Origin of the sequence: Actinomadura decatromicini (genome assembly GCF_008121305.1) — a bacterium.
Taxonomy (GTDB): domain Bacteria; phylum Actinomycetota; class Actinomycetes; order Streptosporangiales; family Streptosporangiaceae; genus Spirillospora; species Spirillospora syzygii.
The window spans coordinates 1-22,708 of record NZ_VSRQ01000010.1 but is presented as its reverse complement, the minus strand read 5'-3'; the positions used below and the strand labels follow the sequence as shown (position 1 = coordinate 22,708).

The window sequence follows — 22,708 nt, the reverse complement described above, 5'->3', positions numbered from 1 at the left end:
ATGGGACCTGTAGCGACGGGACGGCCGACGCTCGCCGTGTGGAAGTTCGCCTCCTGCGACGGCTGCCAGCTCACCCTCCTGGACTGCGAGGACGAGCTGCTCGCCCTCACCGGGCGGATCGAGATCGCGCATTTCCTGGAGGCGTCCAGCGCCGCCGGGGACGGCCCGTACGACGTCTCGCTCGTCGAGGGGTCGATCACGACCCCCGCCGACCTCGACCGGATCCGGCACGTGCGGGCGGTGTCCCGGAAGCTGATCACGATCGGGGCGTGCGCGACCGCCGGTGGCGTCCAGGCGCTGCGGAACTTCGGCGACGTGCGGGAGTTCGCGTCCGTGGTCTACGCGCGTCCCGAATACATCGCCGCCCTCGCCGACTCGACGCCCGTCGCCGCGCACGTGCCGGTGGACTTCGAGCTGCGCGGCTGCCCGATCGACCGCCGGCAGCTCCTGGAGGTGCTGACGGCCCACCTCGCCGGACGCGAACCCGACGTCCCACGCCACAGCGTGTGCTTCGAATGCAAGAGCCGAGGGAACGTCTGCGTGATGGTCGCCCACGGCACTCCTTGCCTGGGGCCCATCACCCACGCGGGCTGCGGCGCGATCTGCCCCGCGTACGGGCGGGGCTGCTACGGCTGCTTCGGCCCCTCCCCCGCATGGGGCGGGACCAGACCCAACACCCGCGCGCTGCTGCCGTGGCTGGACATGACCGAGGACGAGACGCACCGGGTGCTGTCCACCTTCAACGTCTCCGCGTTCCGCGAGGAGCCGTCCGTGCGGGAGGCCGGACGGCTCCCGCCCGGGCGGGAGGCCGACGATCGGGAGGCCGACGATGACGCATCGCAATGACCGGACGCTGAAGGTCGGGGCGCTCGCGCGGGTCGAGGGCGAGGGCGCGATGTACGTCCGGGTGCGCGACCAGGACGTCGAGGAGGTGCGCCTGGACATCTACGAGCCGCCGCGGTTCTTCGAGGCGTTCCTGCGCGGCCGCGCCCACACCGAACCGCCCGACATCACGGCCAGGATCTGCGGGATCTGCCCGGTCGCCTACCAGATGAGCGCCTGCCAGGCCGTCGAGGCGGCGTGCGGCGTGACCGTGGACGGCGTCCTGCGCGACCTGCGCCGCCTGCTGTACTGCGGCGAGTGGATCGAGAGCCACGCCCTGCACGTCTACCTGCTGCACGCGCCCGACTTCCTCGGCTACCCCGGCGCGGTCGAGCTCGCCCGCGACCACCGCGACGTCGTCGAACGCGGCCTGCGGCTGAAGAAGGCGGGGAACACGCTGCTGGAGGTCCTCGGCGGCCGGGCGATCCATCCGGTGAACGTCCGGGTCGGCGGCTTCTACCGGACGCCCGAGCGCGCCGAACTCGGCCCGCTCGCCGAGACGCTCCGGCGGGCCCTCGACGACGCGCTCGCCACCGTGGAATGGGCGGCGGCGTTCGAGTTCCCCGACTTCACCCACGACCACGAATACCTCGCGCTGACGGCCGACCGGTATCCGCTGGAGGGAGGGACGCTCCGCAGCAGCGCCGGCCGCGCCTTCACCGCCGCCGAATTCGAGGAGCGGATCGTCGAGGAGCAGGTCCCGCACTCGACCGCCCTGCACGCCCGCTTCTCCGACGGCGGCATGTACCTCACCGGTCCGCTCGCCCGCTACTCCCTCAACCGGGACCGCCTGTCGCCGCTGGCGCTGGAGGCCGCCGACCGGGCCGGGCTCGGCGCCGAGTGCCGCAACCCGTTCCGTAGCGTCCTGGTCCGCGCCGTCGAGATCGTCTACGCGGTGGACGAGGCGCTGCGGATCATCGACGGCTACGAGCCGCCGCCCTACCCATCCGTGCCGGTGCCGCCACGGGAGGGCACCGGCCACGGCGTCACCGAGGCACCGCGCGGAACCCTCTACCACCGCTACGACCTCGGCCCGGACGGGCTCATCCGGGCCGCGCGGATCGTCCCGCCGACGTCGCAGAACCAGGCCGCCATCGAGGACGACATGCGCCGGTTCGTCGCGACCCGCCTGCATCTGGACGACCACGCCCTGACCCACCACTGCGAGCAGGCGATCCGCAACTACGACCCGTGCATCTCCTGCTCCACCCACTTCCTCGACCTCACCGTGGACAGGTCGTGACCATCGTCATCGGCGTCGGCAACGACTTCCGCCGCGACGACGGCGCGGGCCCGGCTGTGATCGAGGCCCTGCGCGGCCGGGTGGGCGCGACGCTCGCGGTGACCGACGGCGAGCCCGCCCGGCTCATCGCGCTGTGGGCCGGGGCGGACCTGGCGATCGTCGTGGACGCGGTCCGCGCCGAGCCGCCCGTCCCCGGACGGATCCACGACCTCGGCGCCGAGACCGCGGCGCTCGCCCGGCGTCCCGTCACCGGTCACGCCCTCGGGCTCGGCGACGCCGTCGCGCTCGGGCTCGCCGTCGGGCAGATGCCCGTGCGGCTGCGCGTCCTCGCGATCGAGGGACGCGACTTCGACCTCGGCCACGGGCTGACCCCGAGGGTCGCCGCCGCCGTCACCGCTGTCGCCGACCGGATCGCCGCATCGCTCCCGTCCGCCGTGAAGGAGAGCCGTCCATCATGAACGCCACATTGGAACTGACCGGCCTCGGTCCTCTTTACGACGCGCTCCGCCGCGCCGGGTACACCGTCATCGGGCCGACCGTCCGCGACGAAGCCATCGTCCTCGCCGAACTGGACTCCATCGACCGGCTGCCGTACGGATGGGGCGTCAGGCTCAGCCCGGGCGGCTACCGGCTGCGCCGCAGGGACGACGGCGCGGCCTTCGCCCACGCGGCCGGGCCGCAGTCCTGGAAGCCCTTCCTGCACCGGTCGAGGGTCAAGCTCTGGGAGGCGACCCGAACCGAGGACGGCTTCGAGGTCAAGGACCAGCCGCCCGCCCCGGAACAACTGGCGCTGCTCGGCGTCCGGCCCTGCGACCTGCGTGCCATCGCCATCCAGGACCGCGTCCTGACCGGCGGCCGCCACACCGACCCGTCCTACGCCGCCCGCCGCGGCGGCGCGTTCATCATCGCCGTCAACTGCACCGAGCCCGGCGAGACCTGCTTCTGCGCGTCCATGGGCACCGGCCCGCAGGCGGGCCCCGGTTACGACCTCGCGCTGACCGAGCTGACCGGCGACAACGGCCTCCGATACGTCGTGGACGTGGGCACCGACGCGGGCGCCCTCGTCCTGGACGGCATCGGCGCGGCGCCCGCCGAACCCGGCGACGTGGACCGGGCCCGTGCCGAGGTGACGGCGGCGGCCGGGCGGATGGGCCGCGAGATGCCCGCCCTGGGCCTGCGCGACCTGATGGCCGGCAGCCTGGACGCCGCCCGCTGGGACGACGTCGCTGAACGCTGCCTGAGCTGCGGCAACTGCACCATGGTGTGCCCGACCTGCTTCTGCACGCGGGTCACCGACACCACTGACCTCACCGGCGACCACGCCGAGCGGTGGCAACTCTGGGACTCCTGCTTCGACCCCGACTTCTCCCACCTGCACGGCGGCGACGTCCGGGCGTCCGCCAAGAGCCGCTACCGGCAGTGGCTCACCCACAAGCTCGGCACCTGGCACGACCAGTTCGGCTCGTCCGGCTGCGTGGGCTGCGGCCGGTGCATCGTGTGGTGCCCGGTCGGGATCGACCTCACCGTCGAGGTCGCCGCGCTCCGCGCCGAGGCCGCCGAGGCCGCCGACCAGAGCACCGGCTGAGCCGCGAGCCGCCCGACGCCCGCACGGGCCTGCGCATCGCCGGCGTCGGCCCGGCGACCAGCGCGGCGGCGGCCGTCCTGTTCGGCGCAGCCGCGGCGGGCGGCCAGCATGAGGAAGGCGGCCGCGGACGGAGCCGGGTTCAGTGGAGGGGGACGACGGCGACCGGGCACTGCCCGTTGTGGACGACGCCGTGGCTGATCGACCCGAGCCGAGGGGCGTTCCAGCGCCGGTCGCGGGCGCCGACCACCACCAGACGGGCGTGGCGCGAGGCGTTGGACAGCGCCGTCACCGGGTGTTCCAGGACGATCTCGTCCACGACGTCGACCCGGGGATACTTGGCGCGCAGGGGCCCGTACGCGGCCATGACCTGGTTCCGCAGGTCCAACTCGATCTGCTCGGCGTCGATGACCAGCCCCGCCTCCACCAGCGTGCCGAAGCTCTGCCAGGCATGGACGACCCGCAGCCGGGCGCCGCGGACGGCCGCGGCGTCGAAGGCGTAGTCGAGGACCGCGTAAGCCTCGCGGGCCAGGTCGACGCCGACGACGACCTCGCCGCGGTCGGCGGCGTCACCGCGCACGATCACGACCGGGGCGGCCGAGTGCCCCGCCAGGCGCATGCTCACCGACCCGAGGAGGAGTCCGGCGAACCCGCCGCGGCCACGGCTGCCCACCACCACCTCGAACGCCTTCTCCGACTGGTCCCGCAGGACCCGCGGCGCCTCCTCGACGACCAGCTCGGTCGTCGTCGCCAGCCCCGGCCACCGCTCCAGGACGCTCTCCTTGGCGGCGGTCAGGGCCCGGCGCCCAGCGCCGGCGAGGTACTCGGGCGTCTCGGGTGGCACGAACACCGGCGCCTTGTAGGGCCAGCTCTCCACGGCATGGACGATGTGGAGCGGACGTTCCCGCAGTACGGCTTCCGCGGCGGCCCATCGCAGAGCACGGTCCGCCTCGTCGGAACCGTCGATGCCGACGACGATCGGCTCAGACATCATGTCCTCCTCCGTTGCTGGCTTCGTCCCGGTACGGCCGGACGCTCCAAGCCACGTCGACGCGCACGACCACCGCCTTCCACGCTCCATCGCACGCCGGCACGGGCCAAGGGACGAAAGTCATCTCCGAAGGCCCCCCGAGCCTGAGAGCACGGCGGGTCAGTCGCCGGTGAGGTCCCGGTGCTCGAAGAGCAGGTGGCCGGCCGCGGTGAGCAGCGCCGCCGCGGCGAGCATGACGAGCGCGGGGACGGGCCTGAACGGTTCGGCCGGGACGTTGGCCAAGTGGTGGAACGGCGAGGCGTCAAGGACGAGACGCGGCCAGTCCAACGCGGGCCCGATCGTCTCGATCAGGTAGGCGGCGACCGCCGCCGACGCCGAACCGGGCACGGTCAGCCGTGGCCGCGCGCCGAACAGCAGCACCGCCAGACCCGTGGCCAGGGCGGCGACCGGGAGCGGAGCGAGGGTGGCCGCGAGCGTGTCGGCGAGGCCGACGTCGGCGTTCGTCGCGGCGGCGCCGGCCCACATCGCGACCGCGGCGGCCGACGCGAGCAGCAGCGCGGACGCCAGGGTCAGCAGGACGTGCCCGCCGAGCCAGCGGCGGCGCGTGACGGGCCGGGTGAGGACGTGGTCGAGGCGTCCGGCGGCCTCCTCGGCGCGGGCCGCGCCGATCCGCCAGCACGTGAACAGCGCGATCAGCAGACCGATCAGCACGCCCATGGCGCCGACGAACCCGTCGGCGACGTCCCCGGCGTCCCAGCCGAGCGATTCGAGCACGCGCCGGTAGTCCGGATCGTCGGCGGCGAAGTCGATGACGGTCGCGATCAGGGTGCCGGCGACGAACGCGTACCCGGCGATGCCGAGCAGCCAGCCGACGAGCATCCCGCGGCCGCCGCGCCACGCGAACGCGGTGGGTCCGCCGAGCAGCCGGAGCCGGGCCCTGGCATGATCCGGCTCTGTGATCAGCGCGCCTCCGGCGTCACGCCGGGTTCGCAGGACGACGGCGACGGCGGCGAGGACGACGGGAAAGATCAGTGAGACGGCGAGCGCCGCCCAGTTCGGGTCCCGGTAGGGGTGCAGCTCGTCCAGCCAGCCGAACGGGGTGAACCACCGCAACCATCCGCGCGAGTCGGCGCTGTTGGCCGCCATCCGCAGCAGGAACAGAACGCCGAACACGGCGGCCGACACCCCCGTCACGCGCCGCCGCACCTGGAACAGCTGGGCGACCACGGCGGCGACCCCGGCCGACGTCGCGGCGAATCCGGCGAGTCCGAGCCCGAACAGCACCGAACCGACCACGCCCGTCCCCATCAGGGCCAAAGGGACTCCCGCCGCGGCGCCCGCCACGACCGCCGCGCCCGCCAGCACGGCGAACTGCGCCCGCACGATCTGGGCGGGACGCACCGGCGCGGCGAGGACGAGCTCGGCACGGCCGGACTCCTCCTCGCCGCGCAGCAGGCGGCCCGCCGCCAGCAGCGCCCAGATGCCGACGATCGCGGCCAGCACCCAGCCCGCGTCCCAGACGATGTAGCCCCCGGTCGTCTCGACCGCGTGCGGAACGCCCTGCAGCATCCGCACGGCCGGGTCGTCCGCCAGCGCCGCCAGCTTCCGCCGGGACGCGGCGTCGGGATAGGTCCGCTCGTAGGTGGCGACCTCCACCACGACGTAGAAGGCGATGGCCGCCGCAAGCCAGCCCACCCCGCGCCGGACGAGCCGGACGGTCAGCCAGGCGCCCCCGGCGCCCGCCGTGCGGCGCCCTTCGATGCGCGGTCGCGCCGCGAGGCGGCGCGCCGGCACGGCCCTGGTCATTTCTCCGCCTCGTAATAGCTCAGGAAGATCTCTTCAAGCGTCGGTTCATGACTGCGCAGCCGGACCAGCGGGCACGCGCTCAACCGCGCCAGCACGGGAGAGGGCGAGCCGGTGACCGACACCCGCACCCCGCCGTCGACGGCCTCCACCCCGGTCACCCCGGGCACTCCGGTGAGATCCGGGACGGGCCCGTCCACGATCGCCTCCAGCACCGTCCCGCCGAGGGCGCGCAACTCCTCCAGGGCGGCGACCTCGATCAGCCGCCCCTCCCGGAGGATGGCCACCCGGTGGCAGACGTCCTGGACCTCGTCGAGGATGTGGGACGACAGGAACACCGTCTGCCCCCGGGCGGCGGCCTCTGTGGCCAGCGACTGGAACTCGGCCTCCATCAGCGGGTCCAGGCCGGATGTCGGCTCGTCCAGGAGCAGCACGTCCGGCCTTGTCATCAGCGCCGCGATCAGCGCGAGCTTCTGCCGGTTGCCCTTGGAGTAGGAGCGGGCTCGCATGGCGGGGTCGAACCGGAGCCGCTCGATCAGCTCGTCCCGGAACGGCACGTCCACATCTCCGTGCAGGTGCCCCAGGTAGGTCAGCGTCTCCGAACCGGTGAGCTGCGGCCAGACGGCGACGTCCCCGGCGACGTAGCCCACGTGGCGGTGCGCCCGCTCGACGTCGCCGACGGGCACGTCCATGATCCACGCATGACCGGCCGTCGGCCGGGCGAGGCCCAGCAGCAGCCGGATGGTCGTCGATTTTCCGGCGCCGTTCGGGCCCAGAAAGCCGAAGATCTCCCCCCGGCCGACCTCGAGATCGAGCGAGTCCACCGCCAGGACGGACCCGTATCGCTTCGTCAGGCCCTCGGTCCGTATCGCCACCCTGCCCATCGCGCCTCCCGCGTCCTCGCTCTCGACGCTATGCACGAGATCACCGCGTGGCCGCGGCCAATGGTCCTTACGGATCCGGCCGTTCGGCACCTGCTCCGGCGTCTGCTCGCGGAAGGACGACGCGGAAGACCGTGTGTTCCGCATCGGCGAGTTCGGCGTGGCCGTGGTGGGCGGTGGCGACCGCTTGGACGATGGCCAGGCCGAGGCCGGTGCTGCCTGAGGTGCGTGAGCGGCCTTGGTCGGCGCGGACGAAGCGGTGGAAGATCTCTTCGCGTAGTTGTTCGGGGACGCCTGGGCCGTTGTCTTGGACGTCGAGGACGACGGTGTCGCCGGTGGTGGTGAGTTTGACGGTGACGTGGGTGCCGGGGGGTGTGTGGGTGCGGGCGTTGGCGAGCAGGTTGGCGATGAGTTGGTGGAGGCTGCGGGCGTCGCCGGTGACGGTGACGGGTTGTGCGGGCAGGACCAGTTCCCAGCGGTGTCGGGGTCCGGTGGCGCGGGCGTCGGCGGTGGCGTCCAGGACGATGCGGGTCAGGTCGACCGGGCGGGTGTCCAGCGGGCGGCCGGCGTCCAGGCGGGCCAGCAGCAGCAGATCGTCGACGAGGTCGGCCATCCGGACCGATTCGGCCTCGATGCGCCCGAGTGCCCGGGTCACCTCGGGTGGGACGGGTTCGGCGGTGCGCAGGGCCAGTTCGGCGTGGCCGCGGATCGCGGCGACCGGGGTGCGCAGTTCGTGGCTGGCGTCGGCGGCGAAGCGGCGCAGCCGCTCCTCGCTGGCCTGCCGCCGGGCCAGGGCGTTCTCCACGTGGCCGAGCATCCGGTTCAGGGCGGCGCCGACCCGTCCGACCTCGGTGCGCGGATCGGTGTCGGGGACCCGCTCGGGCATCGCCACCTGCCCGCTGGCCAGGGGCCGCTCGGTGATCCGCGACGCGGTCGCCGCGACCCGCCGCAACGGACGCAACGTCAGCCTGACCATGACCGCCGCCGCGATACCGGCGGCGGCCAGCACGGCCGCGAACACGATGACCTCGACCAGCACGACCCGGTGCAGCGTGTCCTCGGCAGGCCGCAACGGCAGGCCGGTGACCAGGACGTCGCCGTCATCGCCCGGCACCGCCGCCATCCGATAGTCGTCCAAGGCGGACAGGGAGAGAGATCGTCCCCGGCCGTCGGCGGGCAGGTCGGCCAGGGCGCGGCGGTCGGCGGCCGTGAGGGGCACCGCCCGGTCGGAGTCGCCCCGGATCACCGCCGCCGCCGTCACCGTCCGCCCGAACAGGCGCGCGCCGAACGTCCCCGACGCCTGCCCGCGGGTGTCGGGACCGTTGTCGTTGTCCTTGCGCCGTTCGTGCTCCAGGCTCGCCGGGAACCGGCCGCCGGACGCGGTGAGCTGGTCGTCCAACCGGCCCACCAGGAACCGGCCCAGCGCCGTCGTCGTCGCGATCCCCACCGCCAGGCAGCTCAGCGCCAGCAGCAGCACGAGCCCGGCAGTGAGCCGCGCCCACAACGACCGCGGACCCGTCACCTAGTCTCCGCCTTCAGGACGTACCCAACACCGCGGACGGTGTGGATCATCGGGGGGCGGCCCGCGTCGATCTTCTTGCGCAGATAGCTGATGTACAGCTCCACGACGTGCGCCTGACCGCCGAAGTCGTAGTTCCAGACCCGATCCAGAATCTGCGCCTTGCTCAACACCCGGCGCGGATTGCGCATCAGGAACCGCAGCAACTCAAACTCGGTCGGAGTCAGATCAACGAGCTGCCCGTCGCGGGTCACCTCCCGCGCGTCCTCATCCATCGTGAGCGCGCCGACCGTAATCAGGCGGGTCGCGTCGGCCCGGCGCGTCATGCCCGCCCGGCGCAGCAGCCCGCGCAGCCTGGCCAGCACCTCCTCCAGACTGAACGGCTTGGTGACATAGTCGTCCCCGCCCGCCGTCAGCCCGGCCACACGGTCCTCGACGGCGTCGCGGGCGGTGAGGAACAACACGCACACCTCAGGCGCGTCCGCTCTCAGACGATGCAGGACGCCCAAACCGTCGATGTCGGGGAGCATCACGTCCAGCACGACGGCGTCCGGACGAAAGTCGGCGGCGACCGCCAGCGCCTCGGCACCACCCCCGGCGGTACGGACCGTCCACCCCTCCAGCGCCAGCGCGCGGGACAACACCTCCGCCAAGTCGGGCTCATCGTCCACGACGAGCACCCGGACAGGCGTGCCGTCGGCCCTCCGGAGGCCCGTGGCCTCCCCGGAATCAGGATTGGTCATGGTGCCGCCAGCATCCCTCTCTCACCTGTGTGTTTCCTCTGAGAAGGCTCTGAGGGCGCCCGTTCTCCATGATGTCAGAGGAAACGCAGAAATCGCGTTGGCAGGGTGGCCGCCATGACCACTACCAGGTACGACGTCATGCGGCCCGCTCCGCCCGCACGGCGGTCGGCGCGCGTGCCGTCCGGGTGGCCGCAGGTACTCGTCTACATCGGCGCGGCCCTGGTCCTCGCGCTGTGGTGGCGGAGCACCGGCCCGATCGTGGGCCTGGACGGCTGGCTGACCGAGGCCGGCCGCGTCACCGGCCTCCTCGCGGGCTACGGATGCGCCGTCCTGCTGGCGCTGATGGCGCGGATCCCCGCGCTGGAGCGGGGCGTCGGCACCGACCGGCTGGCCCGCTGGCACGCGGCGGGCGGACGCTACACCCTGGGCCTCGCCGCGGCGCACGTCCTGCTGATCATCTGGGGCTACGCCGTGACCGCCCGGACGAGCGTCGTCAGCGAGACCACGACCGTCGTCCTCGACTATCCGGAGATGCTCAAGGGCACGCTCGGGTTCGTCCTGCTGCTCGGCGTCGGGATCACCTCGGCCCGGGCGGCGCGGCGTCGGCTCCGGTACGAGGTATGGCACTACCTGCATTTCGCGACCTACCTGGCGATCTTCCTGGCGTTCTCGCACCAGCTCGCCAACGGCGCCCAGTTCGCCGGGGACGCCTGGGCGAGGGCGGCCTGGTACGCCCTGTACATCGGGGTCGCCGTCGTCCTCGTGTGGTTCCGGTTCGTGACACCTGTCGTGCGCGGGCTCCGGCACGACCTGCGGGTGAGGGCCGTCGAGCCCGTCGCGCCCGGCGTCGTCTCGGTCTACATGACCGGGCGGGGCCTGGACGGGCTCACCGCCGAGCCCGGGCAGTTCTTCCGCTGGCGGTTCCTCGCGCCCGGCCTGTGGTGGACGGCCAACCCCTACTCGCTGTCCGAACCGCCCCGCGGGCACCGGCTCCGGATCACCGTGAAGGCCGCCGGGGACCACAGCGCGGCCCTGGCCCGGCTGCGTCCCGGGACCCGGGTGTGGGCGGAGGGGCCCTATGGCGGGTTCACCGGGGCACGGCCGCACCACGACCGGTCCCTGCTGATCGCCGGAGGCGTCGGCATCACCCCGCTGCGGACGCTGTTCGAGACCCTGCCCGGCGACGTGACCCTCATCTACCTCGCCCGCCGCCCGGAGGACCTGGCGCTGCGCGACGAGCTGGACGCCATCGCCCGCGTCCGCGGCGCCCGCGCCCTCTATTACGTGGACGAGCCGTCCGGGTACTCCCTGCCGCTGACCGGCCGGGCGCTGCGGGCGGTCGTCCCCGACCTGCGGCACCGGGACGTCTACCTGTGCGGGCCGCCCGGCATGACGGCGGCGGCGCTGCGCGGGCTGCGGCAGGCGGGCGTGCGGCGCCGCCACGTCCGCACCGAATCGTTCGAGCTCTGAGAGGCGGTGCCCATGCGCCGAATGCTGATCACGACGGGCGCCACCCTGGCGGGCGTCACCCTGCTCCTGGCGGCCAAGCCGCACCGCGCGGCGGTCCTCGCGACGCCGCCGCCCGCCCCCGAAGGCGGCCCGACGACCCGCGCCGGCGGTCCCGCGGACGGCGCCTACCGGGGAGACAGCGTCGAGACGAAGTACGGGCCCGTCCAGGTCGAGATCACGATGTCGGGCGGCCGCCTGGCGGCCGTCCGGGTCCTGAAGTCCCCGTCGGAGAGCGGCCGGGACCGGGAGATCGCCGCCATGTCGCTGCCGCGCCTGACCCGCGAGGCGCTCGCGGCGGGCAGCGCGCACATCGACGCGGTGTCCGGCGCCTCCTACACCAGCGACGGCTACATCACGTCCCTGCAGAGCGCCTTGGACCGCGCCCATGGTTGAGCCGATCCGCCACGTCGAGCACGCGATGGGAACGGTGTTCTCCTTCGTCGTCCGCGCACCCCGCTCGCCGTCCGTGACCGCTGCGCTCGCCCAGGCCGTCGCCTGGCTGCACCACGTCGACCGGGTGTTCTCGCCGTACCGTCCCGACAGCCAGATCACGCGGCTGGCCGAGGGCCGCACGGACGTCGACGCGTGTGATCCCGAGGTCGCCGAGGTCCTGCGGCTCTGCGCGGAGATCGGGCACGCCACCGGCGGCGCGTTCACCGCCGAACCGGGCGGCCGACTGGATCCGAGCGGGCTGGTGAAGGGGTGGGCGATCGAGCGTGCGTCCGACATCCTGCACCGGGCGGGTGCGCGCGACCACTATGTGAACGGCGGCGGCGACCTCCAACTGCGCGGGGAGGCCGCCCCCGGCGAGCCATGGCGGATCGGACTGGCCGACCCGCACGACCGGTCGCGGCTCATCGCCGTCGTCTCGGGACGCGACCTCGCCATCGCCACCTCGGGCACCGCCGAGCGCGGCGCCCACATCGTGGACCCGCGCACGGGACGCCCGAGCACCGGCATGGCGTCCATCACCCTCACCGGACGCCACCTCACCGAGGTCGACGCGCTCGCCACCGCCGCGTTCGTCATGGGCGAGGCCGCACGAACATGGGCGGAAGCGCACCCTCGGATCGAAGCGCTCGCCGTGGCCGCCGACCGGTCCACCTGGTGCACCCCCGGCTTCGACGGCCTCCTCGCCGCGTCCTGAACGGACTTTGGCGGAAATAGCCGGGACCAACGTCCCTGTCGGTGCTCCCGGCGATACGAGAGCCTTGAGATACGCGAAGGCCCTCGGGGAGGAACCGTCATGGGCGCCATTCGGCAGCGCCAGTGCGAGCAGTTCGCCACCCTGGTCAAGAACAACGGTGGTCCACCGCGCCTGATCGCCTCTGGAGAGCTCGACATCGCGTCCGCCGCCGCCTTCGGCTTGGAACTGGCCGACTTGATCGACGAGCGAGGCCCGGACGTCGTCGTCGACGTCTCCTTCCTGACGTTCTGCGACGCCCGCGGCCTGGCGGCGTTCGTCGAGGCGGACCAGGCCGCCCGCCGCCGCGGCGGCAGGATCACACTGACCGGCGTCCGTCCGCAGATGGCCAAGATCCTGCGGATCACCGGCCTCGACCGCACCTTCGCGCGATCGGCCCCTTGAGAGGTCCACTGCGCGAAATGTCCCTGCTCCCGAACCGCCCGCGTGACCGTCGCACGCGACGGGGCGCGGCGTGGCCGTCCCTCGGTCTGAAGGACCGAACGTCCTTCCCGGAAGGGACCTTCGCGCGTACCCGGGCCGGCCGCGCTCCGCGAGTCTGAAAGTGCAGGCCCGTGCGGGAGAAGGTGAGCGCGATGCGGAAGACGGTCCTGGTCCTCGGTGGGAACTTCGGCGGGCTGACCGCGGCGATCAGCGTCAAGCACGCCCTGGACGGCGACGTCGACGTCACCGTGGTGTCGGCGTCCGACCGGTTCCTGTTCAATCCCTCGCTGATCTGGATGCCGTTCGGCAAGCGCACCGAGCTCGACAATCCGCGGCGAGGAGCAGACGCATCGCAAGAGCTTCGGCGATATCCCCGCCGTCTGCGTCATGGACGCGGGCAACAACGGCGTCATGACCCTCGCCGACCGCATGCTCCCGCCACGCAAGGCGGGCGTGCTGATCCCCGGCCCCCAGGCGCACGCGGCCAAGCTCGCCTTCGAGAAGTACTTCCTCTGGAAGGCCCGCAACGGCCACGTCCGCCTGCCCTGAATCGCCGGCCCACTCGGGGTCACCAATGCCAGGAGGCGACATGAACGCCCGGCACGAGCCGCCCAACCGCTCCGTCTCGGAGTTCCCGCGCAGGAGCATCCCGATCGGCGGCGGCCGCGAGGCCCGCAACGGCTGCGAGGTCACAGCGCCCATCCGGCTGCTGCGCACCTGGCGGCTGCTCACCGCCGTGAACGAGCAGTTGCACGCCGACGCCGCCGACGAGGCGGCCGCGCACCGGGCGGCCACGATGTTCAACGTGCTGCGGGACGAGGTGCTCCGCTCGGTGTCCCCGCCGTTGGCCGAGGAGGTGCGCAAGCTGCTCCCGCCGCTCGACGAGCACTCGGGAGTCGCGGGCACGCGCACGGCCTGCGCGGCCGCGCTCGCCTGGCTCGACGGCCTCATGACCTCCGTACTCCCGCACCTCGCCGAGGGCAACGGAAACCCGCCCACGCAGCCGCCCGGCGGCGGCTGACAATTCGGTTCCCGCCGTGTTGCCCACCCTGGCCGAAGGCTACTTAAAAGCCGTACGCGACCCCATTACCGGAGCGGCGGCAATCATCGCCGTCCACTCCGCCGCACTTCTCTCGCGGGCGAGCCGACCAGCAACGGTGTCACGCCTGGCAGAGACTTCTCATGGCTTGTCCACGTGCGCGCGGCGGCGGTGACGGCGGCGGAGTTCGTCGGCGCCCCAGACGATGACGGGGAACGCGGCGATGATCGCCAGGACGTCCCAGGGAAGGGCGGCGGTGCCGAACAGGTGTTGCAGGGGCGGTAGGTAGATGAGGGCGGCGGCGAAGAGCAGTTCGAAGGCGATGCCGGCCAGCAGGAGCGGGTTGGTGGTCAGCCCCACTTGGCGCAGGGACGCGTGGTCGGTGCGGGCGGCCATGGCGGTGCCGATCTGGCAGGTGACCAGCCCGGCGAACGTGGCCGTGGTGGCGGTCAGGTAGGCGTGGTGCAAGGCGGCGCCGTCGCCGATGGGATCGCCGGGATGCCAGCCCGCACGCCACAGGACGTAGAAGAACACCGACATGACCAGCGCGGCGGAGATCAGGCCGAGGTAGCCCCATGCGCGGACCAGCATGTCGCGGGAGATGACCCCCTGGGACGACGGGCGCGGCGGCCGGTCCATGATGCCGGGCTCGGCGGGCTCGCGGCCGAGCGCCAGCGCCAGCGCCGGAAGGGTCTCGGTGCCGAGGTCGATCGCGAGGATCTGCAGGACGGTCAGCGGCAGCGGCACCAGGCCGCCGCTGAGCGCGAAGACCAGGAACGGGACGATCTCGGGAACGGCGTGCGCGAAGATGTACAGGATGAACTTGCGGACGTTGTCGTAGACCCTGCGGCCGGACTCGATCGCGGTGACGATGGTGGCGAAGTCGTCGTCGGTGAGCACCATCGTGGACGCCTCGCGGGCCACGTCGGTGCCCGAGCGTCCCATCGCCACGCCGATGTGGGCCTGGTGCAGGGCGGGCGCGTCGTTGGCGCCGTCCCCGGTCATCGCCACGATCCGGCCGTGCGCGCGCAGCGCGTCGGCCACCTTCAGCTTGGTCTCCGGGGAGGACCGGGCGAAGACGATCTCGGCGTCGCCGGTGACCAGCTCGTCCAGCTCGTGGTCGTGGATCTGTTCGGACTCGGCGACCACGCGCAGCCGGGGGACGCCGATGCCGACCTCCGCCGCGACGGCGGCCGCGGTGGCGCCGTTGTCGCCGGTGACGATATGGACGCGCAGGCCCGCGTCGTGGCAGCGGCGCACGGCCTCGGCGACCTCCGGGCGCGGCGGGTCGTACAGCCCGGCGAGCCCGAGCAAACGGAGCCCGGTCTCGGCGTCCTCCCGGCGGGCCGGCGCGTCGGCGCCGGGCGGCAGGTCCCGCACGGCGACCGCGAGGACGCGCAACCCGCGATGGGCAAGGTCGGCGACCACGGCCATGACCGCGTCGCGGTCAACGCCGGACGTGCGGGCCAGGACGGCCTCGGGCGCACCCTTGACGTAGACGACGAGACGGCCGTCGTGCTCGGCGACGGTGGACATCAGCCGCCGCCGCGCGTCGAACCGGAACAGCGCGCGGCGGCGGCCGTCCCGGGCCGCGAGGCACGCGGGCAGATCCGGCCCGCTTCCCTCGACCAGTGCGATCTCCGTCGGATCGCCCCGCAACTCGCCGTTCTCGTCGTAGGAGACCGTGGTGCACTCGCTCATCGCGCGCGCCAGTTCGGCGGGCGGCGTGCCGGAGGCGATGCCGGTTCGCGGGGTCCAGTGCGCCTGGAGCCGCATCCGGTTCTGGGTGAGCGTGCCGGTCTTGTCGGTGCAGACGACATTGGTGGAGCCGAGCGTCTCGACCGCGCTGAGCCGCTTGACCACCGCACCCTGCTTCGCCAGGACCCGGACGCCGACCGCCAGCGCCAACGTGATGGTCGGCAGCAGCCCCTCGGGGACGTTGGCGACCAGCAGCCCGATCGCGAACATCAGCGCGTCCGTCAGCGGCAGGCCGACCAGCGCGCCGATCAGCAGGAACACCGCGCCCATCCCGACCGCCACCGCCGCGATCAACCAGGCGACCTTCTTGACCTGCGTCTCCAGCGGGCTGTCCCGGCGCGGGGCGCGCTGGCTGAGCGCGGCGATGCGGCCGAGTTCGGTGTGCCCGCCGGTCGCGAACACGATCGCCTGCGCCTCTCCCCCTGTACAGGTCGTCCCGGAGAAGACCAGGTTCGGCTCATGCACCAGGGCGACGCCCTGCTCCGACGGGGCCGCCACCCGTTCCACCGGCGCGGACTCGCCGGTCAGCATCGACAGGTCGATCTCCAGCGCGCCCTCGGTCAACCGGGCGTCAGCGGGGATCTTGTCCCCCTCCTCCAGGACGAGAAGGTCGCCCGGGACGAGTTCGGCCGCCTCCACCGCCTGCCGTCGTCCGTCCCGGACGACGTCGGCCCGCTCGGGTAAGTACGCGGCCAGCGCCTCGACCGCGCGCTCGGCCTGATGCTCCTGCAGCAGCGCGAACACGGCGTTGATCACGATCACGGCCAGGATCGCCCAACCCAGCACCGGCATCCCGGCCACGAACGCCAGCGCACCCGCGCCCCACAGCAGCAGCGCCAGGGGATGCAGGAGCTGAGCCGACAACAGACGCGCGAGAGACCGCTTCTCACGCCTTCGGACCTGGTTCGGCCCGTACACGGCCAGCCGCCGGGCGGCCTCGCGTTCCGACAGTCCCCGGTCGCCCGTGTGCAGTTCCTTGCGGAGCAGCGGGAGGGGCTCGCGCGGATCGGTGGTCGTCGTGGCCGTATCGGTGCCGGAGCCGGCGGAGTGCCCGGTGCCTGGACGGTGGTTTCGCACGGAGGTCTCCCATCAGCGGAGGCGGCGCAGGCAGGGATCACATGCGCGACGGCGCGTGAAGCGGACGCGAGCGCCGGCGTTCCACCGCGCGCTCAAGCCGCCACGCGGCTCAGACCGCCCTCTTCCCACTCCTCAGAGTCGGTCTGGAGATCCGCACAGACCAGCACCTCAAAGTCACCGCCCGCCGGGACCTTCGTCCCCGCGCCGACAACCACGCGCTGGAGGGCGGGACGCCGGGGCATCGTCCGAGTGCCGCCCGCCCGGATCCCATCCGGGGTCCCGCCCCGTGACGCCATGATCATGCGCCGGGACGCTCGCGCTGAGGGGCGATGGTCCCGTTCTTCTGGGCGTCGGCCCACGGCGGTCCAGGACAACTCGGATGAGGGACGGAAGCCGCCCGCGCCGGGACAAAGGTCCCTACGGACGGGCGGCCGCGCGGCGGACGCTGGGATCGGCAGAGCGTCCGCAACGGGCGGCGCGCCGACGCGGAGGAGCGTCGCGATGGCAAGGCAGATCATCCCCGAGTCCCCGGTCCTGGTCCTCGAACACCGTGTGGCGGCGCTGGAGCGGCAGGTCGCCGCGCTGACCGAAGCGACCCGCCTGCTCGCCGCCGCCGTGGAGGGCACCCCCCTGGACTCCCCCGGCGACGGCGAGGCGGCCCCGGCGGCGCGGCGCGCGCATACATGCGGCGCCGCCCCGGCTTGACGAAGAGCGTGACGAGAAGGAGGCCTGCCATGAGCGTGCGACCGGCCCACCGGAAGCTGGGGCTGTGGATGGCCACGGCCCTGGTGGTGGGCAACATGATCGGGTCGGGGGTGTTCCTGCTGCCCGCCTCGCTGGCCGAGTACGGGCCGATCAGCCTGGTGGCGTGGGGGTTCACCGCGGCCGGAGCGATCCTGCTGGCGTTGGTGTTCGCGCGATTGTCCCGGGCCTATCCGCGGACCGGCGGCCCGTACGCGTACGCGCGCAGGGCGTTCGGGGATTTCGTCGGGTTCCAGACGGCCTGGGGGTACTGGATCGCAGTGTGGGCGGGGAACGCCGCCATCGCGGTCGCGTTCGTCGGATACACGGCCCACTTCTGGGCCGAACTAGCCGACAACAAGATCCTGGCGGCCGGAGTGGGCGTGGCGACGATCTGGCTGCTGACCGCCGTCAACGCCTACGGGGTCCGCCAAGGCGGCGCGGTGCAGGTGGTCACGACGGTCATCAAGCTGGTGCCGTTGCTGCTGATCGCGGTCGGCGGGCTGTTCTTCATCAGGTCCGGGAACTTCGGCGAGTTCAATGCCAGCGGGGACAGCGCGTTCGGCGCGGTGACCGGGGCGGCGGCGTTGACGCTGTGGGCGTTCATCGGGCTGGAGTCGGCGACCGTCCCGGCCGAGGACGTGAAGGACCCGGAGAAGAACGTCCCGCGCGCCACCGTCGCCGGGACGGCCGTCACCGCGCTGATCTACATCCTCGGGACCGTGGCGGTCCTGGGCCTGGTCCCGGCGGCGGCGCTCGCGACCTCGACCGCGCCGTTCGCCGACGCCGCCGACGCCGCGTTCGGCGGCTGGGCCGCCGACCTGGTCGCGGCCGGGGCGGCGATCAGCGCGTTCGGCGCGCTGAACGGGTGGATCCTGTTGCAGGGCCAGATCCCGTTCGCCGCCGCCCGCGACGGCCTGTTCCCCCGCGCCTTCGCCCGCACCGGACGCGGCGGCACCCCGATCGTCGGACTGGTGGTGTCCAGCGTCCTGGTGTCGGGGCTGATGCTGCTGAACTACAACGCCAGCCTGGTCGACCAGTTCACCTTCATCATCCTGCTGGCCACCCTCACCACCGTCATCCCTTATGCGTATGCGGCCGCCGCCGAGCTGGTGCTGCTGGCCACCGACCGTCCCGCGTTCTCTCGCGGTCGCCTGACCCGCTCGGCCGTCGTCGCGCTGCTGGCGTTCGGGTACTCGGTGTGGGCGATCGGCGGCGCGGGCCAGGAGGTCGTCTTCAAGGGCACCCTGCTGATCTTCGCCGGGATGCCGGTCTACGCCTGGCTGAAATACCGCGACCAGCACGTCCCCGCCCAAGCGGTGGAGACCACACAGGCCGACGAGCCCGAACCGCCCGCGCAAGCCGCCTGAAAGGAACGTTCCGTGTTCACCGTCTCCTCCGAGGTCGGACGGCTGCGGCAGGTTCTGCTGCACCGTCCCGGCCTGGAACTGCTCCGCCTCACCCCCGACAACAAGGACGACCTGCTCTTCGACGAGGTCCTGTGGGCCAAACGCGCCCGCCAGGAACACGACGTGTTCGCCGACGCCCTCCGCGAACGCGGCGTCCAGGTCCACTACCTGTCCGACCTGCTCGCCGAAACCCTCAAAAGCGACGAAGCCCGCACCCAGATTCTTGACGCCACCACGTCGGAGGTAGCTCTCGGCCCGACTCTGGCCACGCCGGTCCGGGATGCGCTGGACGACATGGACCCCGAGACCATGACCCGCCACCTGATCGGCGGGATCACCAAGGCCGAACTCGGCCTGGCCGTGCACAGCCTGCTGCTGTCCTCCCTGGAGGACGGCGACTTCGTCCTGCCGCCGCTGCCCAACCACCTGTTCACCCGCGACCCGTCCGCCTGGATCGGACGCGGCGTCACCCTCCACCCGATGGCGAAACCCGCGCGGCGCCGCGAGACCGTCCATCTCGACGCCATCTACCGCCACCATCCCATGTTCACCGGCGGCGGCATCCCCGTCTGGTACTCGGGCGGCGACTTCGCGCTGCCCACCATCGAAGGCGGCGACATCCATGTCCTTGAGGACGGCCTGGTCCTGATCGGGATGAGCGAGCGCACCACCCCGCAGGCCATCGAACTGCTCGCCCGGCGCCTGTTCACCACCGGGACGGTGCAGCGCGTCATCGCCGTCCAACTGCCGCGCCGCCGCGCCTTCATGCACCTGGACACCGTCCTGACCATGGTCGACCGCGACACCTTCACCATCTACCCCGGCCTGCCGCCATTGCGCTCCTACACCCTCACCCGTGGAAGAGGCGAGGAGGTCTGCGTCCACGAGAACGAGGCGCTGTTCCCCGCGATCGCCCGCGCGCTGGGCCTGCCCCGCGTCCACCTCCTCACCGCCGAGCAGGACGTCCGCGCCGCCGAACGCGAGCAGTGGGACGACGGCAACAACGTCCTGGCCGTCGAACCCGGCGTCGTCGTCGCCTACGAACGCAACGTCACCACCAACACGATGCTCCGCCACCACGACATCGAGGTCATCACCATCCCCGGCGGCGAACTCGGACGCGGCCGCGGCGGCCCCCGCTGCATGAGCTGCCCCCTCCAACGCGACGAGGTGACCCCATAAATAGGCATGCCGACCTCGCCGCCGGCGACCTCAGGTCCGCAGGCCACCTGCTCACCCACCAGATCGTGCCGATGTACTTCGCCAACCATGGGCACCCCGGACGGAGAACGGGCACGGCGTAGGTCGCCTCGTTTCCGCAGGTAAGAGCCGAAGGTGCCGGGTACGGGGGAAGGGACGTCATCGGGTCGGGCCGTTCGGCCAGCGCCGTCCGGTGACGGAGGCCGAAGGTCCCGGCCGCACGGGACGCTCGGCACTGACCCGCCGACCCGCCCGAACGCGACGGTGGAGGTAACCGAGGAGGTCACCGATGCAGGCCGTGCCGAACACAGCTCTGCTCGGCGGCCACGCCGTTCCGGTGGTGCGGGGATGCCCTGATGTACAGCCGCGTCCCCGCCAGACCTCGTGAGTCGCCGCGCATCTGGGAGGAGAGAGCCATGAAACGCCTGACCGTCGCAGACGTCATGACCAGGGCTGTCGTGACGGTGACGGAGGACGCCCCGTTCGCCGAGATCGCCGACGCGATGACCGAGCACCGCATCAGCGCGGTCCCCGTCGTGGACGGCGACGATCGCCTCACCGGCATCGTCACCGAGGCCGACCTGCTCCACAAGCAGGAGCGCAAGGGCGAGGCCGGACCCCGACCGCACTGGCCACGGCGGCACGCCCGGACCGACGCCAAGGCGAGGGCCGCCCTGCCGGTCGTCGGCGATGACGGGCGGCCGGCCGGCATCGTGGCCCGCCGCGACCTGCTGCGGGCGTTCCACCGCTCCGACGCCGAGATCCGCGACGAGGTCGTCCGCGACCTCGCCTACGACCACGACGACACCCGTCCCACCTCCTACCCGAGGGCGTGAAGTCGGTGGACAGTGCTGCCGTCACCGAGACCCACATCGGCGTCGTCGTCTTCGTCGGCGACCGCGCCTACAAGCTCAAGAAGCCGGTGAACCTGGGCTTCCTGGACTTCAGCACCCGTGAGCTGCGCGCACGGGCCTGCCACCGGGAGGTCGAGTTGAACCGGCGGTTCGCCCCCGACGTGTACCTCGGCGTGTCCGACGTGCTCGGCCCCGACGGGCGAGTGTGCGACCATCTGGTCGTGATGCGGCGGATGCCCGCCGACCGCCGCCTGGCCACGCTCGTGCGGGACGGCGCGCCGGTCGCCGACGCGCTCCGCGACACCGCGCGGATCGTCGCCTCCTGGCATGCCCGCGCACCCCGCGACGCCGCGATCTCCGCCCAGGGCACCCGCGACGCATTGCGGGCCCGCTGGAACGACAGTTTCCAGCAAGTGCGCCCCTTCCACGGCGAGGTGATCGCAGCCGAGACGGCCGCCGAGATCGAGGAACTCGCCGCCGAGTTCCTCGCCGGACGCGAGCCCCTCTTCGACGCGCGCATCGCAGGCGGCCGCGTCGTCGACGGACACGGCGACCTCCTGGCGAACGACGTCTTCTGCCTCGATGACGGCCCGCGCATCCTCGACTGCCTGGAGTTCGACGACGAACTCCGCAGCCTGGACGGACTCGACGACGCCTCCTTCCTCGCCATGGACCTCGAACGCCTCGACGCGCCCGAACTCGCCGAACGCTTCATCACCTGGTACGCCGAGTTCGCCGCCGACCCCGCACCGCCGTCGCTGCGCCACCACTACACCGGCTACCGGGCGTTCGTCCGCGCCAAGGTCGCCTGCCTGCGCCACGCCCAGGGCGACCCCGACGCCGCCGCCGAGGCACGCGCCTATGCCGCCATCGCACTCCGCCATCTGCGCGCGGGCCGGGTCGGCCTCATCCTGGTGGGCGGCCTCCCCGGCACCGGCAAGAGCACCCTGGCCGGCGCCCTGGCCGACCGGCTCGGCTGCTCACTGCTGAGCAGCGACCGGACCCGCAAGGAACTCGCCGGACTCGCCCCTCTCGATCCCGCGGCCGCCCCCTACAACACCGGCATCTACACCCAGGAATGGGACGGACGCACCTACCACGAGCTCGCCGACCGCGCCGCGAAGCTGCTCCGCCAAGGCGAGACGGTCATCCTGGATGCCTCCTGGACCTCCAAGGAACACCGCGACCTCCTCGCCGCGACAGCCGAACGGGAACACGCGGCCCTGTCATCCCTGCGCTGCGAGGCCCCGGAAACACTCACCCTCGAACGCATCCGCAACCGTACGGGGAACGCCTCGGACGCCGACAGCGCCATCGCCGCCGCCATGCGCGCCCACGCCGCGCCCTGGCCCGAAGCCACCACGATCGACGCCGCCGGAGCACTGACCGACGCCATCGCCCAGGCCCTCACCGTCATCCGCCCCCACGGCGCGCAACACCTCTGGCCCCGCCGCCCCACCCTCTCCCCCGACTAACCGACAGCGGGCAACCTCCATACCGAGAGGACGTCGAACACCCAAAGCCACTTGCTCAGCAAGCAAGTGGCTTTGGGGCGTTCGATCACTGACCCAGCCCATGACTCGTGGGCACGGCGAAAGGGCGTCCACGTAGGTGGGCGCCCTTTCGGCATTCGGGGTGTTACTTCAGGATCGGGAGGCGCTGGACGAGGCGGGTGCCGCCCCACCAGCGTCCGAGGCCCAGGGTCTCGCCCGCGCCGACCAGCGCCAGGCCGACGATCAGCAGCGCGTAGATCAGGTGGTCGTCCATGAACGGGTTGTTGGCCGGGGGCAGGACGGCCGACCACATCATGACCAGCAGCGCGGCGCCCGCCACGGCGGCGATCCGCATCC

Annotated in this window: 21 protein-coding genes and 1 pseudogene; 15 read left to right on the top strand and 7 right to left on the bottom strand. The window is 72.6% G+C overall.

Features of this window, described 5'->3' with window-relative positions:
- Genes FXF68_RS36280 through FXF68_RS36265 form a run of 4 tightly spaced genes read left to right on the top strand, consistent with a single transcriptional unit; the run spans position 1 to position 3,710 of the window.
- Positions 1-846 carry an NADH-quinone oxidoreductase subunit B family protein gene (locus tag FXF68_RS36280; RefSeq protein ID WP_148767364.1) on the top strand — a complete coding sequence of 282 codons (846 nt, stop codon included), beginning with the start codon at positions 1-3 and terminating at the stop codon, positions 844-846.
- On the top strand, positions 830-2,125 hold the full coding sequence (locus FXF68_RS36275; protein ID WP_148767363.1) for a Ni/Fe hydrogenase subunit alpha: 1,296 nt from the start codon (positions 830-832) through the stop codon (positions 2,123-2,125). The genes FXF68_RS36280 and FXF68_RS36275 overlap by 17 nt, the downstream gene beginning before the upstream one ends.
- Positions 2,122-2,583 (top strand): hydrogenase maturation protease, encoded by a 462-nt coding sequence (locus FXF68_RS36270; protein ID WP_222870264.1) that lies wholly within the window; start codon positions 2,122-2,124, stop codon positions 2,581-2,583. Before FXF68_RS36275 ends, FXF68_RS36270 begins: the two co-directional genes overlap by 4 nt.
- On the top strand, positions 2,580-3,710 hold the full coding sequence (locus FXF68_RS36265) for a 4Fe-4S dicluster domain-containing protein (protein WP_148767362.1): 1,131 nt from the start codon (positions 2,580-2,582) through the stop codon (positions 3,708-3,710). The genes FXF68_RS36270 and FXF68_RS36265 overlap by 4 nt, the downstream gene beginning before the upstream one ends.
- A gap of 139 nt (positions 3,711-3,849) precedes the next feature.
- Here the strand turns inward: FXF68_RS36265 and FXF68_RS36260 are convergent, their stop codons facing one another.
- The 5 genes from FXF68_RS36260 to FXF68_RS36240 form a co-directional block, all read right to left on the bottom strand.
- Positions 3,850-4,698 carry a universal stress protein gene (locus tag FXF68_RS36260; protein WP_246179133.1) on the bottom strand — a complete coding sequence of 283 codons (849 nt, stop codon included), beginning with the start codon at positions 4,696-4,698 and terminating at the stop codon, positions 3,850-3,852.
- Between the two features lie 159 nt (positions 4,699-4,857).
- Positions 4,858-6,504, bottom strand: a complete 1,647-nt coding sequence (locus FXF68_RS36255; protein WP_148767360.1) for a hypothetical protein — start codon at positions 6,502-6,504, stop codon at positions 4,858-4,860.
- Positions 6,501-7,421: an ABC transporter ATP-binding protein gene (locus tag FXF68_RS36250; protein ID WP_246179132.1), complete on the bottom strand. Its 921-nt coding sequence runs from the start codon at positions 7,419-7,421 to the stop codon at positions 6,501-6,503. Before FXF68_RS36250 ends, FXF68_RS36255 begins: the two co-directional genes overlap by 4 nt.
- A 31-nt stretch (positions 7,422-7,452) precedes the next feature.
- A complete protein-coding gene (locus tag FXF68_RS36245; protein WP_148767359.1) occupies positions 7,453-8,904 on the bottom strand; it encodes a sensor histidine kinase in 1,452 nt (483 codons plus the stop codon).
- Positions 8,901-9,572, bottom strand: a complete 672-nt coding sequence (locus FXF68_RS36240) for a response regulator transcription factor (protein WP_281292256.1) — start codon at positions 9,570-9,572, stop codon at positions 8,901-8,903. The genes FXF68_RS36245 and FXF68_RS36240 overlap by 4 nt, the downstream gene beginning before the upstream one ends.
- Before the next feature lie 186 nt (positions 9,573-9,758).
- Here FXF68_RS36240 and FXF68_RS36235 point away from each other — a divergent pair, with 186 nt between their 5' ends.
- From FXF68_RS36235 to FXF68_RS36215, 6 genes are all read left to right on the top strand, one after another.
- Positions 9,759-11,114: a ferredoxin reductase family protein gene (locus FXF68_RS36235; RefSeq protein ID WP_148767357.1), complete on the top strand. Its 1,356-nt coding sequence runs from the start codon at positions 9,759-9,761 to the stop codon at positions 11,112-11,114.
- 12 nt (positions 11,115-11,126) lie between these two features.
- On the top strand, positions 11,127-11,546 hold the full coding sequence (locus FXF68_RS36230; protein WP_148767356.1) for an FMN-binding protein: 420 nt from the start codon (positions 11,127-11,129) through the stop codon (positions 11,544-11,546).
- A complete protein-coding gene (locus FXF68_RS36225; RefSeq protein ID WP_222870263.1) occupies positions 11,539-12,300 on the top strand; it encodes an FAD:protein FMN transferase in 762 nt (253 codons plus the stop codon). The genes FXF68_RS36230 and FXF68_RS36225 overlap by 8 nt, the downstream gene beginning before the upstream one ends.
- 99 nt (positions 12,301-12,399) lie before the next feature.
- Positions 12,400-12,741 (top strand): STAS domain-containing protein, encoded by a 342-nt coding sequence (locus FXF68_RS36220; RefSeq protein ID WP_148767355.1) that lies wholly within the window; start codon positions 12,400-12,402, stop codon positions 12,739-12,741.
- A gap of 426 nt (positions 12,742-13,167) precedes the next feature.
- Positions 13,168-13,329: a hypothetical protein gene (locus tag FXF68_RS42830; RefSeq protein WP_187438291.1), complete on the top strand. Its 162-nt coding sequence runs from the start codon at positions 13,168-13,170 to the stop codon at positions 13,327-13,329.
- A gap of 40 nt (positions 13,330-13,369) precedes the next feature.
- Entirely contained in the window at positions 13,370-13,801 is a 432-nt protein-coding gene (locus FXF68_RS36215) for a hypothetical protein (protein ID WP_148767354.1), read from the top strand.
- A gap of 159 nt (positions 13,802-13,960) precedes the next feature.
- Here FXF68_RS36215 and FXF68_RS36210 read toward each other — a convergent pair whose 3' ends face one another.
- Positions 13,961-16,654, bottom strand: coding sequence for a cation-translocating P-type ATPase (locus FXF68_RS36210; protein WP_148767353.1), 2,694 nt, complete (start codon positions 16,652-16,654; stop codon positions 13,961-13,963).
- Between the two features lie 501 nt (positions 16,655-17,155).
- Between FXF68_RS36210 and FXF68_RS36205 the strand changes: the two genes are divergently transcribed.
- From FXF68_RS36205 to FXF68_RS36185, 5 genes are all read left to right on the top strand, one after another.
- On the top strand, positions 17,156-17,359 hold the full coding sequence (locus tag FXF68_RS36205; protein WP_148767352.1) for a hypothetical protein: 204 nt from the start codon (positions 17,156-17,158) through the stop codon (positions 17,357-17,359).
- Positions 17,360-17,388: 29 nt separating this feature from the next.
- Complete coding sequence (locus FXF68_RS36200) at positions 17,389-18,765, top strand: amino acid permease (protein ID WP_148767351.1); 1,377 nt, start codon at positions 17,389-17,391, stop codon at positions 18,763-18,765.
- Between the two features lie 12 nt (positions 18,766-18,777).
- Positions 18,778-19,986, top strand: a complete 1,209-nt coding sequence (locus FXF68_RS36195; RefSeq protein WP_148767350.1) for an arginine deiminase — start codon at positions 18,778-18,780, stop codon at positions 19,984-19,986.
- Between the two features lie 434 nt (positions 19,987-20,420).
- Positions 20,421-20,840 carry a CBS domain-containing protein gene (locus tag FXF68_RS36190; protein WP_187438290.1) on the top strand — a complete coding sequence of 140 codons (420 nt, stop codon included), beginning with the start codon at positions 20,421-20,423 and terminating at the stop codon, positions 20,838-20,840.
- A gap of 5 nt (positions 20,841-20,845) precedes the next feature.
- On the top strand, positions 20,846-22,333 hold the full coding sequence (locus tag FXF68_RS36185; RefSeq protein ID WP_222870262.1) for a bifunctional aminoglycoside phosphotransferase/ATP-binding protein: 1,488 nt from the start codon (positions 20,846-20,848) through the stop codon (positions 22,331-22,333).
- A 163-nt stretch (positions 22,334-22,496) separates the two neighbouring features.
- Here the strand turns inward: FXF68_RS36185 and FXF68_RS36180 are convergent.
- Positions 22,497-22,708: pseudogene (locus tag FXF68_RS36180) on the bottom strand (hypothetical protein); the annotation flags it as partial.